This window comes from Lysobacter sp. 1R34A (assembly GCF_051217035.1).
GTDB lineage: Bacteria > Pseudomonadota > Gammaproteobacteria > Xanthomonadales > Xanthomonadaceae > Lysobacter.
Genome location: NZ_JBPKJP010000094.1, coordinates 1 through 15751, shown reverse-complemented (window position 1 = coordinate 15751; position 15751 = coordinate 1). Strand labels below are relative to the sequence as shown.

General features: G+C 68.7%; 16 protein-coding genes. 12 read left to right on the top strand and 4 right to left on the bottom strand.

Going from position 1 to position 15751, the window contains the following annotated elements:
• Positions 1-205 precede the first annotated feature (205 nt).
• The 11 genes from ACSAMQ_RS16870 to ACSAMQ_RS16820 all read left to right on the top strand — a co-directional run bounded on the left by ACSAMQ_RS16870 (position 206) and on the right by ACSAMQ_RS16820 (position 12392).
• Positions 206-2326, top strand: coding sequence for a prolyl oligopeptidase family serine peptidase (locus tag ACSAMQ_RS16870; protein ID WP_435396767.1), 2121 nt, complete (start codon positions 206-208; stop codon positions 2324-2326).
• 139 nt (positions 2327-2465) lie between these two features.
• The gene (locus ACSAMQ_RS16865) at positions 2466-4616 is read left to right on the top strand and encodes a S9 family peptidase (protein WP_435396766.1); all 2151 of its coding nucleotides are present in this window, start codon (positions 2466-2468) and stop codon (positions 4614-4616) included.
• Positions 4617-4755: 139 nt separating this feature from the next.
• A complete protein-coding gene (locus ACSAMQ_RS16860; RefSeq protein ID WP_435396765.1) occupies positions 4756-5217 on the top strand; it encodes a YbaN family protein in 462 nt (153 codons plus the stop codon).
• Positions 5218-5316: 99 nt separating this feature from the next.
• Positions 5317-5661, top strand: a complete 345-nt coding sequence (gene lptM / locus ACSAMQ_RS16855) for an LPS translocon maturation chaperone LptM (RefSeq protein WP_435396764.1) — start codon at positions 5317-5319, stop codon at positions 5659-5661.
• On the top strand, positions 5654-6517 hold the full coding sequence (gene dapF / locus ACSAMQ_RS16850) for a diaminopimelate epimerase (protein WP_435396763.1): 864 nt from the start codon (positions 5654-5656) through the stop codon (positions 6515-6517). Before lptM ends, dapF begins: the two co-directional genes overlap by 8 nt.
• A complete protein-coding gene (locus tag ACSAMQ_RS16845; RefSeq protein WP_435396762.1) occupies positions 6514-7200 on the top strand; it encodes a DUF484 family protein in 687 nt (228 codons plus the stop codon). The genes dapF and ACSAMQ_RS16845 overlap by 4 nt, the downstream gene beginning before the upstream one ends.
• Before the next feature lie 46 nt (positions 7201-7246).
• The gene (xerC, locus tag ACSAMQ_RS16840) at positions 7247-8134 is read left to right on the top strand and encodes a tyrosine recombinase XerC (protein WP_435396761.1); all 888 of its coding nucleotides are present in this window, start codon (positions 7247-7249) and stop codon (positions 8132-8134) included.
• A gap of 182 nt (positions 8135-8316) precedes the next feature.
• Positions 8317-8868, top strand: coding sequence for an ATP-dependent protease subunit HslV (gene hslV, locus ACSAMQ_RS16835; RefSeq protein WP_435396760.1), 552 nt, complete (start codon positions 8317-8319; stop codon positions 8866-8868).
• 134 nt (positions 8869-9002) lie between these two features.
• On the top strand, positions 9003-10349 hold the full coding sequence (hslU, locus tag ACSAMQ_RS16830; RefSeq protein ID WP_435396759.1) for an ATP-dependent protease ATPase subunit HslU: 1347 nt from the start codon (positions 9003-9005) through the stop codon (positions 10347-10349).
• Positions 10350-10593: 244 nt separating this feature from the next.
• Positions 10594-11925 (top strand): DoxX-like family protein, encoded by a 1332-nt coding sequence (locus ACSAMQ_RS16825; protein WP_435396758.1) that lies wholly within the window; start codon positions 10594-10596, stop codon positions 11923-11925.
• 2 nt (positions 11926-11927) lie between these two features.
• A complete protein-coding gene (locus ACSAMQ_RS16820) occupies positions 11928-12392 on the top strand; it encodes a DUF2269 family protein (RefSeq protein ID WP_435396757.1) in 465 nt (154 codons plus the stop codon).
• Here the strand turns inward: ACSAMQ_RS16820 and ACSAMQ_RS16815 are convergent, their stop codons facing one another.
• From ACSAMQ_RS16815 to ACSAMQ_RS16805, 3 genes are all read right to left on the bottom strand, one after another.
• Positions 12393-12863 carry an N-acetyltransferase family protein gene (locus ACSAMQ_RS16815; RefSeq protein WP_435396756.1) on the bottom strand — a complete coding sequence of 157 codons (471 nt, stop codon included), beginning with the start codon at positions 12861-12863 and terminating at the stop codon, positions 12393-12395.
• An 83-nt stretch (positions 12864-12946) separates the two neighbouring features.
• Positions 12947-13402 carry a nucleoside deaminase gene (locus ACSAMQ_RS16810; RefSeq protein ID WP_435396755.1) on the bottom strand — a complete coding sequence of 152 codons (456 nt, stop codon included), beginning with the start codon at positions 13400-13402 and terminating at the stop codon, positions 12947-12949.
• 90 nt (positions 13403-13492) lie between these two features.
• Complete coding sequence (locus ACSAMQ_RS16805; RefSeq protein ID WP_435396754.1) at positions 13493-13963, bottom strand: GNAT family N-acetyltransferase; 471 nt, start codon at positions 13961-13963, stop codon at positions 13493-13495.
• Between the two features lie 153 nt (positions 13964-14116).
• Here ACSAMQ_RS16805 and ubiE point away from each other — a divergent pair, with 153 nt between their 5' ends.
• Positions 14117-14878, top strand: a complete 762-nt coding sequence (ubiE, locus tag ACSAMQ_RS16800) for a bifunctional demethylmenaquinone methyltransferase/2-methoxy-6-polyprenyl-1,4-benzoquinol methylase UbiE (protein WP_435396753.1) — start codon at positions 14117-14119, stop codon at positions 14876-14878.
• A 231-nt stretch (positions 14879-15109) separates the two neighbouring features.
• Here ubiE and ACSAMQ_RS16795 read toward each other — a convergent pair.
• On the bottom strand, positions 15110-15751 hold a 642-nt coding region (locus tag ACSAMQ_RS16795), incomplete at its 5' end, for an SDR family NAD(P)-dependent oxidoreductase (RefSeq protein WP_435396752.1).

Genomic DNA, 15751 nt, shown 5'->3' with positions numbered 1-15751 from the left:
TTCCGCTACCGTCCCCGCCCGCCTGGCCGATCATTGGCCGGCCGCCGGCCGCCAGCGCCGCCGCGGCCGGCTTCGAGGCCCCCCGCGGCCCATTCGGCGGCCCCGTAACGCGCCAAACCCGGCAACTCCCTACATGACCTTGGACAGGGCGGCGGCCGCGCGTCCCTGTGCTAGCGTGACGGCCTTCCTTTGCACCGGATGAGCCATGTCCTCGATGTCGCAGACCTGTCAATCCCTGCTGTTCGCAGCAGGTATCGCCGCCGCCTCGGCCTCCGGTGCCGCACCCGCCAAGGAGGCCGCCATGAACGATTCCTACGCCTGGCTCGAAGAGGTCGAGGGCAAGCGCTCGCTCGAATGGGTGCAGGCGCGCAACGCCAAGACCGAAGCCGAGCTCGCGGCGACCCCGCAATTCAAAAAGCTCGAGTCCGACATCCGCGCGATCCTCGATTCCAACGCCAAGATCCCCGGCGTCGAGAAGATCGGCGACTACTACTACAACTTCTGGAAGGACGCGCAGCACCAGCGCGGCCTGTGGCGCCGCACCACGCTCGAGGAGTACCGCAAGGACCAGCCGAAGTGGGAGACCGTGATCGACCTCGACGCGCTCAACCGCGAAGAGAACGAGCAGTGGGTCTGGCACGGCGCCGACTGCCTGCGCCCGGACTATCAGCGCTGCCTGGTCGCGCTGTCGCGCGGCGGCTCCGATGCCGACGTCACCCGCGAGTTCGACCTGACCACCAAGGCCTGGGTCAAGGACGGTTTCTTCCGTCCCGAAGCCAAGGGCAGCCTGAACTGGATCGACCGCGATCACGTCTACGTCGCCACCGACTTCGGCCCCGGCTCGATGACCACCTCGGGTTATGCGCGCGTGGTCAAGCTGTGGAAGCGCGGCACGCCGATGGCCTCGGCCAGCCTGGTCTACGAGGGCCAGCCGACCGACATGATGATCGGCGCGACGCACGACCACACCCCGGGGTTCGAGCGCGACTTCGTCCAGCGCACGCTCGCGTTCTACAACGACGAGCTGTATCTGCGCGGCGCCGACGGCAAGCTGAGCAAGATCGATCTGCCGAACTCGGCCAACAAGTACGTCCACCGCGAATGGCTGATCGCCGAACTGCGCGATCCCTATGAGGCCGGCGGCAAGAAGTACGCCTCGGGCAGCCTGATCGCGATCAAGTTCGACGACTTCCAGGCCGGCAAGCGCGACTTCACCACCTTGTTCGCACCGACCGACACGACTTCGCTGGCGAACGCGGTGTGGACGCGCAACCACCTGATCCTCAACGTGCTCGACGACGTCAAGTACAAGCTCAGCGTGCTGACCCCGGGCGAGGGCGAGTGGAAGCGCGAGGCCCTGGCCGGCGCGCCGACCTTCGGCACGGTCATGGTCGGCGCGGTCGATTCCGACGAAAGCGACGCGGTCTGGCTCAGCGCCAGCGACTACCTGACCCCGAGCACCCTGGCGATGGGCGAGGTCGGCAAGAACGCCAAGGCGCCGGAAGTGCTGAAGACGATGCCGACCTTCTTCGACGCGTCCAAGCACGCGATCGAACAGCACTTCGCCAAGAGCAAGGACGGCACCCGCGTGCCGTACTTCCTGGTGCGGCCGAAGGATCTCAAGCTCGACGGCAGCGCGCCGACCCTGCTGTACGGCTACGGCGGCTTCGAGATCTCGCTGACCCCGAGCTATTCCGGCGGCATCGGCAAGGGTTGGCTGGAAAAGGGCGGCGTGTACGCGGTCGCCAACATTCGCGGCGGCGGCGAATACGGCCCGCGCTGGCACCAGGCCGCGCTCAAGGCCAACCGCCACAAGGCCTACGAGGACTTCGCCGCGGTCGGCCAGGACCTGATCGCGCGCAAGATCACCAGCACCCCGCACCTGGGCGTGCAGGGCGGCAGCAACGGCGGCCTGCTCACCGGCAACATGCTGACCCAGTACCCGGACCTGTTCGGTGCGGTCGTGGTGCAGGTGCCGCTGCTCGACATGAAGCGCTACAGCCACCTGCTGGCCGGTGCCTCGTGGATGGCCGAGTACGGCGACCCGGACACCGCCGACTGGTCGTTCATCCAGGGCTTCTCGCCGTACCATCTGTTCGACGCCAAGCGCGAGTACCCGCCGGTGATCTTCATGACCTCGACCAAGGACGACCGCGTCCATCCGGGCCATGCGCGCAAGATGGCGGCGAAGATGCTCGATGCCGGCAAGAACGTGCGCTACTACGAGAACATCGAAGGCGGCCACGGCGGCGCGGCCAACAACGCCCAGCAGGCGCACATGAACGCACTGGCCTTCACCTTCTTGTGGGAACAGCTGGCCAAGTGACGGGCCGGCCGGCCGCAGCATGACCCGACGGGCGCCCAGGCGCCCGTCGTCGTCTGCGCCGGTCCGGGCGTCGCCCGAACCCTGCCTTCAGCCTGAATCTTGCGGTTGCGCGGTTGCGCATCCCGATATCGGACCCAATATGAAACCGACCCTAATCACGCTTGCGGCCACGCTCCTGATGACCACGACCCTTTCCGCCACCGCAGCCGTGCTGCCCAACCCGCCCGACGCGGCCAAGAAGCCGCACCAGGTCAGGGCGCCGCACGGCGCCGAGCGCAGCGACGAGTACTACTGGCTGCGCGACGACAAGCGCAAGAACCCCGAGATGCTGGCCTACCTCAAGGCCGAGAACGCCTACGTCGATGCGGTCATGGCGCCGCTGAAGCCGCTCGAGGACACCCTGTACGAAGAGATCGTCGGCCGCATCAAGCAGGACGACAGCTCGGTGCCGTACCGCGAGCGCGGCTACTGGTACTACACCCGCTTCGAGACCGGCCAGGATTATCCGATCCAGGCGCGCCGCAAGGGCAGCATGGACGGCGCCGAGGAGATCCTGCTCGACGTCAACGCGATGGCCAAGGACAAGCAGTACTTCAACGTCGGCGACTACGAGGTCAGCCAGGACAACCAGATCCTGGCCTGGGCCGACGACGCGGTCGGCCGCCGCCAGTACAAGATCCGCTTCAAGAACCTGGTCACCGGCGAGATCTATCCCGACGTCATCGACGACGTGTCGCCGAACCTGGTCTGGGCCGACGACAACAAGACTCTGTTCTACGTCGAGAACGACCCCGAGACTCTGCTGACCGTGCGGGTCAAGAAGCACGTGCTCGGCACGCCGGCCTCGGCCGACGTGCTGGTCTACGAAGAAAAGGACGACAGTTTCTATATGGGCATCGGCCGCACCCGCGACGATGCCTACATCTGCATCAGCCTGCACAGCACCGTGTCGAGCGAGGCGCGCTGCGCGCCGGCCGCCGACCCGAAGGAGTTCGTGGTGCTGGCGCCGCGCGAGCGCGACGTCGAATACGATGCCGATCATCTCGACGGCCGTTGGGTGATCCGCACCAACGCGCCCGGCGCCGACGGCCAGCCGGCGCCGAACTTCCGCCTGGTGACGGCCGCCGACGGCGCCCGTTCGCGCAAGGAGTGGAAGGATTGGGTCGCGCACCGCGACGACGTCTTCATCGAAGGTTTCGAGCTGTTCGACGGTTTCACCGCGGTGGCCGAGCGGTCCAACGCGCTCGAGCGCCTGCGCCTGATCGGCAAGGACGGCAAGGAGGAATTCGTCAAGGCCGACGAGCCCGCATTCTCGATGGGCCTGGCGACCAACTCCGAGCACGACACGCCCTGGCTGCGCTACACCTACACCTCGATGACCACGCCGGCGACGACCTACGAGCTCAACACCCAGACCGGCGAGCGCAGGCTGCTCAAGCAGCAGCCGGTGATCGGCTACGACCCCGATAAGTACGTGACCGAGCGCTTCTGGGCGACCGCGCGCGACGGCGTCAAGGTGCCGGTGTCGCTGGTCTACAAGAAGGGCTTCGAGAAGAACGGCAAGGCGGCGATGCTGCAGTACGCCTACGGCAGCTACGGCTCCTCGACCGACCCGGGCTTCAACAGCACCGTGGTGAGCCTGCTCGACCGCGGCATGGTCTATGCGATCGCCCACATCCGCGGCGGCCAGGAACTCGGCCGCAAGTGGTACGACGACGGCAAGCTGTTCAACAAGAAGAACACCTTCACCGACTTCATCGACGTCAGCGCCGAGCTGGTCAAGGCCGGCTATGCCGCGCCCGACCGCGTCGCGGCCTACGGCGGCAGCGCCGGCGGCCTGTTGATGGGCGCGATCGCCAACATGGCGCCGCAGCAGTACCGGGTGATCCTGTCGCAGGTGCCGTTCGTCGACGTGGTCACGACCATGCTCGACCCGAGCATTCCGCTGACCACCAACGAGTACGACGAGTGGGGTAATCCGGAGAAGAAGGATTACTACGACTACATGCTCAGCTATTCGCCGTACGACAACCTCAAGGCCCAGGCCTATCCGGCGATGTTCGTCGGTACCGGCCTGTGGGATTCGCAGGTGCAGTACTGGGAGCCGGCCAAGTACGTCGCGCGTCTGCGCGACATCGACACAGGCAAGCAGCCGCTGCTGTTCCGCACCAACATGGAAGCCGGCCACGGCGGCAAGTCGGGCCGTTTCCGCCGCTTCCGCGAGCAGTCGGAGATGTACGCGTTCATGCTCGATCAGCTCCAGGTCGGTACGGGCCCCTCGCTGAAATAAGCGCCCGCGCGGGGTTCGACGGCACCGGCGGCGCCCGCCCCGGTGCCGTCGTCGTTTGCGCCGGCCGCGCGCACCGAAAGCCGTGGCCGCACCCGCCATGTCCACCCCAGACGCTTCACGACCGCCGCATACTGACGCCATGCCTGTTCCGCCGCCGCCTGCCGCCCCCGAGCCGCCGCCCGCGCCCGCCGCGGATGCCGGCGAGGGCAGGGGGCCGTCGAAGGCCCGCCCCGGCCGGTTCCGCTGGGCCTGGCGGTGGCTCGCCTACGCCAGCCTGGCCCTGGGCGCGATCGGCATCGTGGTGCCGGGCCTGCCGACCGTACCGTTCGTGCTGCTGTCGGCCTTCGCCGCCGGGCGCGGCTCCGAGCGCCTGCATGCCTGGTTGCTCGGCCACCGGCGGTTCGGGCCGATGATCCGCGACTGGGAGCAACACGGCGCGGTCAGCCGGCGCTCCAAATGGTTGGCCGTGTCGATGATGGCGGCCTCTTCGGTCGTCATGTTCCTGACCTCGCCGAAGCTGTGGATGGCGATGACCGGGACCGCGATCATGATCGTCGTCGCGGTCTGGTTGTGGCGCCGGCCCGAACCGCCGCGGGCCTGAGCGCGGCCGCCGTGGGCTCCGGCCGCGCCTGAACCCGCGCCGCGCGGCGCGGCCCCGGACGGGTTCGTTTCGGCGCCGACTGCGGGCTACACTTCGCCCATGAATGCACGCATCGCAACGCCTCTCGTTTTGACCGCGCTGACCCTCGCCCTGACCGCCTGCGGCAACAAGGGCCCGCTGGTCCTGCCGACCGAGCCCGCGCCGCAGGAAGCGCCCGTGGCCAAGCCGGGCGAAGTGCCGGTGACCATTTCCACCGCCAACGATCCGCCGGTCGCCGCCGACCCGAACGCCAAGACCTCGCTGCCGACCCTGCCGCCGCTCGACAGCGCGCAGCCGGCCGCCGAAGGCGCAAAGGAGCCCGAGGCCCAGGACAAGGACGGCGACGGCAAGGACGATGCCGAGCCGGCCAAGCCCGCCGAGCCGGTGCCGCAAGGCGATGGCTGAGTCCGCGACCGGCGCGGCCGCGCCGCTGCGCTTCAGCAAGATGCACGGCGCCGGCAACGATTTCGTGGTGCTCGACCTGCGCGGCGGCGCGCCCGAACCGGGCGCCGAGCTGTGCCGCGCCTTGGCCGACCGCCACTTCGGTGTCGGCTGCGACCAGATCCTGACCGTCGAAGACCCGCTCAGCGAGGGCGCGGTCGCGTCCTACCGGATCTGGAACGCCGACGGCTCGGGCTCTCAGCAATGCGGCAATGGCGCGCGTTGCATCGCCGCCTGGCTGGTCCGCGACGGGGCCACCGCCGGCGCCGTCAGCTTCGCCGTCGACAGCCCGGCCGGCCGCCATGCGGTCTGGGCCCTCGGCGACGGCCGTTACCGCATCGACATGGGCCGGCCCGACTTCGAGCCGAGCCGCATTCCGATGCGCGGCTACAGCGCCTGCCAGGACCGGTACGTGGTCGACATCCACGATACCGTGATCGGTTTCGGCGCGGTGTCGATGGGCAATCCGCACGCGGTGATCGAGGTCGACGACGTCGACGCCGCGCCGCTCGACAGCATCGCCCCGCTGTTGCAGTCGAGCGACGCGTTTCCGGAATCGGCCAACGTCGGTTTCGCCCAGGTGATCGGCCGCGACCGCATCCGCCTGCGCGTCTACGAGCGCGGCGTCGGCGAGACCCTGGCCTGCGGCAGCGGCGCCTGCGCCGCGGTCGCGGTGCTGATCCGGCGCGGCCTGATCGACCGCGACGTGGCCGTGCAACTGCCCGGCGGCGAATTGCGCATCGCCTGGCCCGACGACGCGGCGACGCTGTCGATGGCGGGCCCGGCGGCTTTCGTGTTCGAAGGAGAGTGGAACCGATGAGCGACAAGTTCAGCGAGCAAGCCAGCGACAAGTACAGCGCCCACGAAGTCGCCAACTGGCTGCGTCGTCATCCGCGGTTCCTGCAGCAGTTTCCCGATCTGTCGATGAGCCTGGTGGTGCCGCGCGAGGAGGGTTCGGCGGCGTCGCTGGCGAGCTACCAACTGGAAGTGCTGCGCGACAAGAACCGCGAATTGTCGCGGCGCCTGCAGGAGCTGTTCGGCAACGCCCAGGAGAACGAACGCCTGGCGGTGCGCACTCATCAACTGACCCTCGCGCTGCTGCGTCAGGTCAGCGCCGCCGACACCTTGCGCGCGATGGCGGCGAGCCTGGCCGAGGATTTCAACGGCGACTTGGTGCGCCTGGTCGTGTTCAAGCCGATCGAGGGCCTGGGCGACAGCGACTGGCTGCAGATCATTCCCGAGAGCGACGCGCGCCTGCAGCCGTTCCGCGACGCCTTGAGCGACGGCGAACCGCTGTGCGGCCGCCTGCAGCCGGAAAAACACCTGGTGCTGTACGGCGATCGCGCGGAAGAAGTGCAGTCCACCGCCTTGCTGGCGCTGCCCGGTACCGGCCTGATCGCCGTGGGCAGCCGCGATGCGAATCGTTTCTTCCCCGGCATGGGCACCTTGTTCCTGCGCATGATGGGCGAGTCGCTGGCGGTCGCGTTGAGGCGGTTCGACTGAGGCGAGCGCGCGGACGCGCTCCGCGCCGACACGCTGCCGGTTCGCCATGAGCACTCCCCAGGCCTTCCTCGATCACCTGCGCGTCGAGCGCCGCATGTCGGCGCATACCCTCGACGCCTACCGGCGCGATCTCGAGGCTCTGGCGCAGTGGTGCGAACACAGCGGCCGCGGCGAGCCGCTGCGATTGAACGCGGAAGACCTGCGCGCGTTCATCGCCGCCGAGCATCGGCGCGGCCTCACCCCCAAGAGCCTGCAGCGCCGTTTGTCGGCGTGCCGTAGTTTTTACGCTTGGCAGGTCAAGCAGGGCGTGCTCGCGGCGAGCCCGGCCGCGGCGATCCGCGCGCCGAAGGCGCCGCGCAAGCTGCCGCAGGTGCTCGATCCCGACGAGGCCAAGGCCCTGGTGGAAGTGCCGACCGACGTGCCGCTGGGTTTGCGCGACCGCGCGCTGCTCGAATTGTTCTATTCCTCCGGCCTGCGCCTGAGCGAGTTGTGCGCCCTGCGTTGGCGCGACCTCGACCTCGACGACGGCCTGGTCACAGTGCTCGGCAAGGGCAGCAAGCAACGCAGCGTGCCGCTGGGCTCGCACGCGCGCGCGGCCTTGCGCGAGTGGCGCGCCTCGACCGGCGCGCCGAACGAAGCGCAAGTGTTTCCCGGGCGCGGCGGCGGCCCGATCACGCCGCGCGCGGTGCAGCTGCGGATTCGCCAGCTCGCTCAGCGCCAGGGCCTGTTCAAGCGAGTGCATCCGCATCTGCTGCGGCATTCCTTCGCCAGCCACATCCTCGAATCCTCGGGCGACCTGCGCGGCGTGCAGGAACTGCTCGGCCACGCCGACATCGCCACCACCCAGATCTATACCCACCTGGATTTCCAGCACCTGGCCAAGGTCTACGACGCGGCGCATCCGCGGGCCAAGCGCAAGCCTGGTAAGGAGTAGCGAGGAGTAGGGGAGGGTGACTGCCCCGATTGCGCGGGGGCGGGGGCTGCGCTTAACGCGCCTCGTTGCTCGTTCCTCTTCACTCGTTCCTTCGCTGTTCCTCTTCGCCCGTTCCTCGCCCCTCCGGGGCTTGAGTAGTCGTCCGGCGCCCCCATCCAGGACTTCAGTATCCAGGAGGTCACATGGACCCCAGCCAGAACCCCACTGTTTTTCACGCCACCACCATCGTTTCGGTGCGCCGCGACGGGCGCGTCGCGGTCGCCGGCGACGGCCAGGTGACGCTCGGTCACACCGTCATGAAATCCAATGCGCGCAAGGTGCGCCGCCTCGGCCGCGACGGCCAGGTGCTGGCCGGTTTCGCCGGCGCCGCCGCCGATGCGTTCACCTTGTTCGAGCTGTTCGAAGCCAAGCTCGAAAAGCACGGCCAGCTGACCCGCGCCGCGGTCGAACTGGCCAAGGATTGGCGCACCGAGCGCCGCCTGGGCAAGCTCGAAGCGCTGCTCGCCGTCGCCGACAAGGAAACCTCGCTGATCATCAGCGGCACCGGCGACGTCATCGAGCCCGAGGACGGCATCATCGCGATCGGTTCCGGCGGCATGTACGCCCTGTCGGCCGCGCGCGCGCTGACCGCGCACACCCAGCTCGACGCGCGCACCATCGCCACCGAAGCGATCAACATCGCCGGCGACGTGTGCATCTACACCAATCGCAATGTGGTGGTCGAGGAGCTGTAGCAACGATTGCAGAGAAGTGAGGAGTAGGTAGGACCGTTCCTCTTCGTCTCTTTCGTTCGTAGCGCATCCGCTCACTCCTCACCCTTCTCAACTCACTTCTTATCTCTATGAAACCCGACAACAGTCACGCCACCATGACGCCCCGCGAAATCGTGCAGGAGCTCGACCGCCATATCGTCGGCCAGCACGCGGCCAAGCGCGCGGTCGCGATCGCGTTGCGCAATCGCTGGCGCCGCATGCAGCTCGACGACGACCTGCGCAACGAGGTCATGCCCAAGAACATCCTGATGATCGGCCCGACCGGCGTCGGCAAGACCGAGATCGCGCGCCGCCTGGCGACGCTCGCCAACGCGCCGTTCGTCAAGGTCGAGGCCACCCGCTTCACCGAGGTCGGCTACGTGGGCAAGGACGTCGAGCAGATCATTCGCGACCTCGCCGACACCGCGGTCAAGCTGTACCGGGAACAGGCCAAGGTGCGCGTGCGCACCCAGGCCGAGGACCGCGCCGAGGACCGCATTCTCGATGCTTTGCTGCCCAAGCGCGTGCCGGGCGGTTTCGGCTTCGGTTCCGAGACCCCGGCGCAGGACACCAGCGCCCCCGACAGCGATACCCGCGCCAAGCTGCGCAAGCAGTTGCGCGCCGGCGACCTCGACGAGCGCGAGATCGAGATCGAAACCTCGGTCAACGTCGGCGTCGACATCATGGCGCCGCCCGGCATGGAGGAAATGGGCCAGCAGCTGCGGCAGATGTTCTCGCAGGTGTCCGGCGGCAAGACCCACAAGAAGCACCTGACTATCAAGGCCGCGCGTCCGCAGCTGATCGAAGAGGAGGCGGCCAAGCTGGTCAACGAAGACGACGTGCGCGCCGCCGCGATCGAGGCCTGCGAACAGCACGGCATCGTCTTCATCGACGAGATCGACAAAGTCGCCAAGCGCAGCGAAGCCGGCATGAGCGGCGGCGACGTCAGCCGCGAAGGCGTGCAGCGCGATTTGCTGCCGCTGGTCGAGGGCTCGACGGTCAGCACCAAGTACGGCTCGGTCAAGACCGACCACATCCTGTTCATCGCCTCCGGCGCGTTCCACCTGGCCAAGCCCAGCGACCTGATCCCGGAGCTGCAGGGTCGTTTCCCGATCCGGGTCGAACTCGGCGCGCTGAGCAAGGACGATTTCGTCCGCATCCTGACCGAACCGAAGGCGTCGCTGACGACCCAGTACATCGAGCTGCTCAAGACCGAAGGCGTGGACCTGCAATTCACCGCCGACGCGGTGGACCGTCTCGCCGAGATCGCCGCGCAGGTCAACGAGCGCCAGGAGAACATCGGCGCGCGTCGTCTGCACACCGTGCTCGAACGCCTGCTCGATACCCTGAGCTACGAGGCGCCGGACCGCGGCGGCCAGGCGGTGAGCATCGATCGCGCTTATGTCGATCAGCACCTGGGCGAGTTGGTGCAGGACCCGGATTTGAGCCGTTACATCCTTTAAAGCTCTTCTCCCTCTTTCGTTGATTGGAGAGGGATTGAGAGCGGGGGCGGCACGAACTCAGTTCTTGAGTGTTCGTACCGCCAGTCAAACGTGCCCTCACCCTGAGCCTCTTCCGCAAGCGCGAGAAGGAATCGAGCGCGACGCAGTCATTAGCCCCTCTCCCGTCGACGGGAGAGGGGTGGAGTGAGGGCGGCCGGACAGGCTGCGATCTGGCATCGCGCATGCTCTGCTAACGTGACGTCCCATGGACGACACCGCACCCGCCTCAGGGACTGAAGCATCGCGCTCCGCCGCGGCCGGCACCGCCCTGGTGCTCGGCGCCAATGGCTTTCTCGCCGGCTACATCGTCGCCGCCTTGCGCCAGCGCGGTTGGCAGGTGTTGCGCGGAGTCCGCGCGAGCGGCCGCGCCCTGCGCGCCGACGAACGCGAGGCCGACCTGACCCGGATGACCACGCCGGAAGCCTGGCGCGAGACCCTGCACGGGGTCGACGCGGTGGTCAACGTCGCCGGCATTCTGCGCGAGACCGGCGCCCAGACTTTCCAGGCCATCCACGTCGACGGGCCGCTCGCGCTCGCCCAGGCCTGCGTCGCCGCCGGCGGCCTGCGCTTCGTGCAGATCTCCGCGCTCGGCGAACCCGAGGACGGTGCCTTCATCGCCTCCAAGCATCGTTTCGATGAGCTCCTGCTCGCCCTGCCGTTGAAGGCGGTGGTGCTGCGGCCGTCGATCGTCTATGCCGCGTCCGGCTCCTACGGCGGCACCTCCTTGCTGCGCGCGCTGGCGGCGTTTCCGGGTTGGCATCTGCTGCCCGGCGACGGGCGTTGGGCGATCCAGCCGGTCTCGGCCGAAGACCTCGGCATGCTCGCCGCGCTCGCCGCCGGGGGCGAGCAGCGCGGCGTGTTCGAGGTCGGCGCGCCGCAGCCGATGTCCCTGCGCGACTACCAGACCACCTGGCGGCGTTGGCTGCGCATCGACGGCAACGCCGCGATCGCGGTGCCGGAGCCGTTGGTGTCTTTGCAGGTCGGCATCGGCGAGCGGCTCGGCCGCGGCCCGGTCGGCGAGACCATGTGGCGGATGCTCCGGCGCGGCAACGTCACCGGCGCCGACGCGCCCGCGCGCCTGAAGGCCGCGTTCGGCCACGCGCCGCGCGATCTCGAAACCGCGCTCGGGGCTACCCCCAGCCAGGTCCAGGACCGCTGGCAGGCGCAGCTGTATTTCCTGGCGCCGACTTTGCGCATCGCCATCGTCGCGCTGTGGCTGATCTCGGCCGTGGCCGGGTGGCTGACCCCGGCGGCGGCCATCGAAGCGCTGGTCGCGGGGACGCCGATGCAGGCCTGGCATCCGGTGCCGCTGGCGCGCGCGACCGCCTCGCTCGACGCGCTGCTCGCGCTGGCCTTGCTGGCCGCCTGGCGCCCGCGCCTGATGCTTGGGCTGATGGGACTGTGCGTGCTCGCCTACACGCTCGCCTTCGGCCTGTTGCTGCCGGCGCAGTGGCTGGACCCGCTAGGCGGGCTGGCGAAGAATCTGCTCGTGCTGCCGGCGCTCGCGGTGGCCTGGGTACTCGCGGACCGGAGGTGATCATGGACTACCTGTGGGTGAAATGGATCCACATCCTGTCGTCGACCCTGTTGTTCGGCACCGGCCTGGGCATCGCCTTCTTTTTCTGGATCGCGCACCGGCGCGGCGACCCCAGGGTGATCGCCGAGACCGCGCGCACGGTGGTGATCGCCGATGCCTGTTTCACCGCGCCGGCGGTGATCGTGCAGTTCGTCAGCGGCATGTGGCTGACCTGGCGGCTCGGCATCCCGTTCTCGGTGTTCTGGCTGAAGACCGCGTTGCTGCTGTTCTTCGTGGTCGGCGCCTGCTGGCTGCCGGTGTTGTGGCTGCAGGCGCGCGCGCGGCGCCTGGCGGCCGAAGCGGCGGCGCTCGGTGCGCCCTTGCCGGAGGCCTACCGGCGCACCATGCGCTGGTGGTTCTGGCTCGGTTGGCCGGCCTTTCTCGGCGTGATGGCGATCTTCTGGCTGATGGTGATGAAACCGGTCTGATCAGCGGCGCAGTTCGAGCAGCACAGCCACGGTGGGAAATTGTTCGCTGCCGGCGAGCCAGCCGGGACGGCGTTCGATCTCGACGAAGCCCTCCGAGCGATACAGGTGCAGGGCCGGTTCGTTGCCGGCCAGCGCCAGGGTCGTCACCACCGGCCCGGCCTCGGCCAGCGCGTGCCGCAGCAGGCGACGGCCGATGCCGCGGCCGTGGCAGTCCGGATGCACGTACAGCCAGTTCAAGGAATTACGCCGGTAGGCGACGAAGCCCTGCACGACGGTGTCGATCGAGGCCACGTCGAGGCGACCGTCGAACAGGCCTTCGCTGTGCGCGGTGCGCGCCAGGCTGCGGAACGCGGCGACGTCGGCGCTGAGCCGCAGTTCGACCAGGCGCGCGCGGTCGTGGATGTCGCACAGGCGCGGCCAGTCGCTCAACAGGTAGGGGCGGATGTGGACGTCGGTCGGCGGCAGGCGCATTGCGAAGGATTCTGCACCGGCCGCCGCGGGCTTGCACCCGCGCGTATGCGGCAACGCGAGCGGCCGCACGCGCCGCGCGCGACTCAGTCCTCGCCGATGTCCTCGTTCCACACGTCCGGATGCGCGGCGATGTAGCCGCCGAGCATCTCGATGCATTCCTGGTCGGCCAGGTCGATCACCTTGACCCCGTTCTCGCGCAGCCAGTCGACGCCGCCGCTGAAATTGACCGACTCGCCGACCACCACGGTGCCGATGTTGAACTGGCGCACCAGGCCGCTGCAGTACCAGCACGGCGCCAGGGTGGTGACCATGATGGTGTCGCGGTAGCGGCGCTGGCGGCCGGCCTTGCGGAAGGCGTCGGTTTCGCCGTGCACCGAGGGGTCGTTCTCCTGGATGCGGCGGTTGTGGCCGCAGCCGAGCAGGCGGCCGTCGTTGTGGTACAGCGCGGCGCCGATCGGGATGCCGCCCTCGGCGAGGCCCTGGCGGGCTTCGGCGACGGCGGTCTTGAGCAGGGCGCGGTAGTCGGGCGTGGCGATCATGGAAGGCTCCGGTTCGATGGCGTCCAGTCTGGCGCGGCGGCGCGCCCCGGTCGAGTCGCTGGCCGGCGGTATGTCCTGCGCCGCAGGGGATCAGCGGTCTGCGCGCCGCAACAGGTCGATATGCGGGATGCCGTCCTCGACATAGGGCTCGGACGCGGGTTCGAAGCCGTAGCGGCCGTAATAGCCCTGCAGGTGCGCCTGCGCGCCGATCTGCACGTCGGCGCCGGGCCAGCGCCGTTCGATCTCGATCAGAGCGGCCGCGATCATCGGCCCGCCGTGCCCCTGGCCGCGGTGCGCCGGTGCGGTGAGCACCCGGCCGAAGCTGACCTGCGGATAGCTCAGCCCGGCCGGCAGGATGCGCAGATAGGCCGCGAGCGCGCCGTCGGGCGCGCGGCCGAGCAGGTGGATCGCGCCGGGGTCTCGGTCCTTGCCGTCGGGATCGAGGTAGACGCAGTTCTGCTCGATCACGAACACTTGCGAGCGCAGCCGTAGCAGCTCGTAGAGCTCGTCGGTGCCGAGTTCGCGGAAGGGCTTCGCGTGCCAGGTCAGCGGGGCGGTCATGGCCGGATTCTGGCAGAGCCCGGCGGGGCCGGTCACGGCGACGGCGGGCCGGTCGCCGGCGCGAGTTTGTCGGTGGCGGGGCCTGGTGGGTCCTTGGCGGACCCGGCCGGCGCCACGACCGAGCACCGCCGGCCGGCATGCGATAATCCCGGCATGAGCGAACAGACCCCCAAGCCCGACACCACCCACTTCGGTTTCCGTGACGTCCCCAAGGGCGAGAAGCGCAAGCTGGTCGGCGAAGTGTTTTCCTCGGTCGCCGGCAATTACGACCTGATGAACGACCTGATGAGCCTGGGCATCCATCGGGTCTGGAAGCGCTATTTCACCGCGACCGCGCAGGTCCGCCGCGGCGACCGCGTGCTCGACCTGGCCGGCGGCACCGGCGACATCGCCGCCTTGCTGCGCGACCGCGTCGGCGACCGCGGCACCATCGTGCTGGGCGACATCAACCGCGAAATGCTGCGGGTCGGCCGCGACCGCATGACCGACCAGGGGCTCATCTCCGGCTTCGAATACGTGCAGTGCAACGCCGAGTCCCTGCCGTTCCCGGATGCGAGCTTCGACCTAGTCACCATCGCCTTCGGCCTGCGCAACGTCACCGACAAGGACGCCGCGCTGCGCGAGATGCTGCGCGTGCTCAAGGTGGGCGGCCAGGCGCGCGTGCTCGAGTTCTCGGAAGTGAAGGCCGACTGGTTCAAGCCGATCTACGACTTCCATTCGTTCAACGTACTGCCGAAGCTCGGCAAGCTGTTCGCCAACGACAGCGAGAGCTACCGCTATCTGGCCGAGAGCATCCGCAAGCACCCGCCGCAGGACGAGCTCAAGCAGATGATGGTCGAGGCCGGCTTCGCCCGCGTCGACTACAAGAACCTCAACGCCGGCATCTGCGCGATCCATACCGGCTACAAGGTCTGAGACCAGCGACCGGCGCAGCATGAATAACCAAGAACGCCGGGGCGAAATCCCCGGCGTTCTTGTTGCTGCCTCGGTTTTCGCGGTTCTATCGATGGACGGCGCTGAAGTCTCTGGATCTCCGCCTTCGCGGAAATGACGGGGGGGAGAGTCGTTGCACCACCCACCTACCGTCGTCCCCGCGCAGTCGGGGATCTTGGCCCCCGCGAAGATGACGGCCGGACGTAACCATCTTCAAGCCGAAAACCCGCCATCCACCGAAATCGCGGTGCCGGTGATGAAGTTGCCGCCCGGGCCGGCCAGGTGAGCGACCGTCGCGGCGACGTCTTCGGGGCGGCCGTATTCGCCCAGCGGCAGGCCGGCGCGCTGCGCATCGGCGCCTTCGCCGTCGGCCGGGTTCATGTCGGTATCGATGGGGCCGGGCTGGACCACGTTGACGGTGATGCCGCGCGCCCCGAGGTCCTGCGCCAGGCCCTTGCTCAGGCCGATCACCGCGGCCTTGCTCATCGAATACAGGGTCATGTTCGGCGCGCCGACTCTTTCGCCCAGGCAACTGCCGATGGTGATGATGCGGCCGCCGCGCGGCAGATGCCTGGAGGCGGCCTGGGCGGCCACGAACGGCGCGCGCACGTGGATCGCCATGACCCGTTCGTAGGACTCGGCGCTTTCGTCCTCGAACGGGCCGTAGGCGAAGACGCCGGCATTGTTGACGACGATGTCGAGGCGGCCGAATTCGGCGACGGTGCGTTCGACCGCGGCGGTCACCGCCTTCGGGTCGGCGCTGTCGGCGGCCAGGGCGAGGGCGCGGCGGCCGCCGGCCCGGATCTCGGCGACCACCGCCTGGGCCTGTTCGGCCGCGCGCGCGTAGGTCAGCAC

Bases quoted from the DNA above. Each gene is read 5' to 3' on its own strand.
- ACSAMQ_RS16825 (WP_435396758.1), top strand. From the start codon at position 10,594: ATGGACGACACCGCACCCGCCTCAGGGACTGAAGCATCGCGCTCCGCC.
- ACSAMQ_RS16860 (WP_435396765.1), top strand. From the start codon at position 4,756: ATGCCTGTTCCGCCGCCGCCTGCCGCCCCCGAGCCGCCGCCCGCGCCC.
- lptM (WP_435396764.1), top strand. From the start codon at position 5,317: ATGAATGCACGCATCGCAACGCCTCTCGTTTTGACCGCGCTGACCCTC.
- dapF (WP_435396763.1), top strand. From the start codon at position 5,654: ATGGCTGAGTCCGCGACCGGCGCGGCCGCGCCGCTGCGCTTCAGCAAG.
- hslV (WP_435396760.1), top strand. From the start codon at position 8,317: ATGGACCCCAGCCAGAACCCCACTGTTTTTCACGCCACCACCATCGTT.
- xerC (WP_435396761.1), top strand. From the start codon at position 7,247: ATGAGCACTCCCCAGGCCTTCCTCGATCACCTGCGCGTCGAGCGCCGC.
- ACSAMQ_RS16810 (WP_435396755.1), bottom strand. From the start codon at position 13,402: ATGATCGCCACGCCCGACTACCGCGCCCTGCTCAAGACCGCCGTCGCC.
- ubiE (WP_435396753.1), top strand. From the start codon at position 14,117: ATGAGCGAACAGACCCCCAAGCCCGACACCACCCACTTCGGTTTCCGT.
- ACSAMQ_RS16815 (WP_435396756.1), bottom strand. From the start codon at position 12,863: ATGCGCCTGCCGCCGACCGACGTCCACATCCGCCCCTACCTGTTGAGC.
- ACSAMQ_RS16820 (WP_435396757.1), top strand. From the start codon at position 11,928: ATGGACTACCTGTGGGTGAAATGGATCCACATCCTGTCGTCGACCCTG.
- ACSAMQ_RS16865 (WP_435396766.1), top strand. From the start codon at position 2,466: ATGAAACCGACCCTAATCACGCTTGCGGCCACGCTCCTGATGACCACG.
- hslU (WP_435396759.1), top strand. From the start codon at position 9,003: ATGACGCCCCGCGAAATCGTGCAGGAGCTCGACCGCCATATCGTCGGC.
- ACSAMQ_RS16845 (WP_435396762.1), top strand. From the start codon at position 6,514: ATGAGCGACAAGTTCAGCGAGCAAGCCAGCGACAAGTACAGCGCCCAC.
- ACSAMQ_RS16870 (WP_435396767.1), top strand. From the start codon at position 206: ATGTCCTCGATGTCGCAGACCTGTCAATCCCTGCTGTTCGCAGCAGGT.
- ACSAMQ_RS16805 (WP_435396754.1), bottom strand. From the start codon at position 13,963: ATGACCGCCCCGCTGACCTGGCACGCGAAGCCCTTCCGCGAACTCGGC.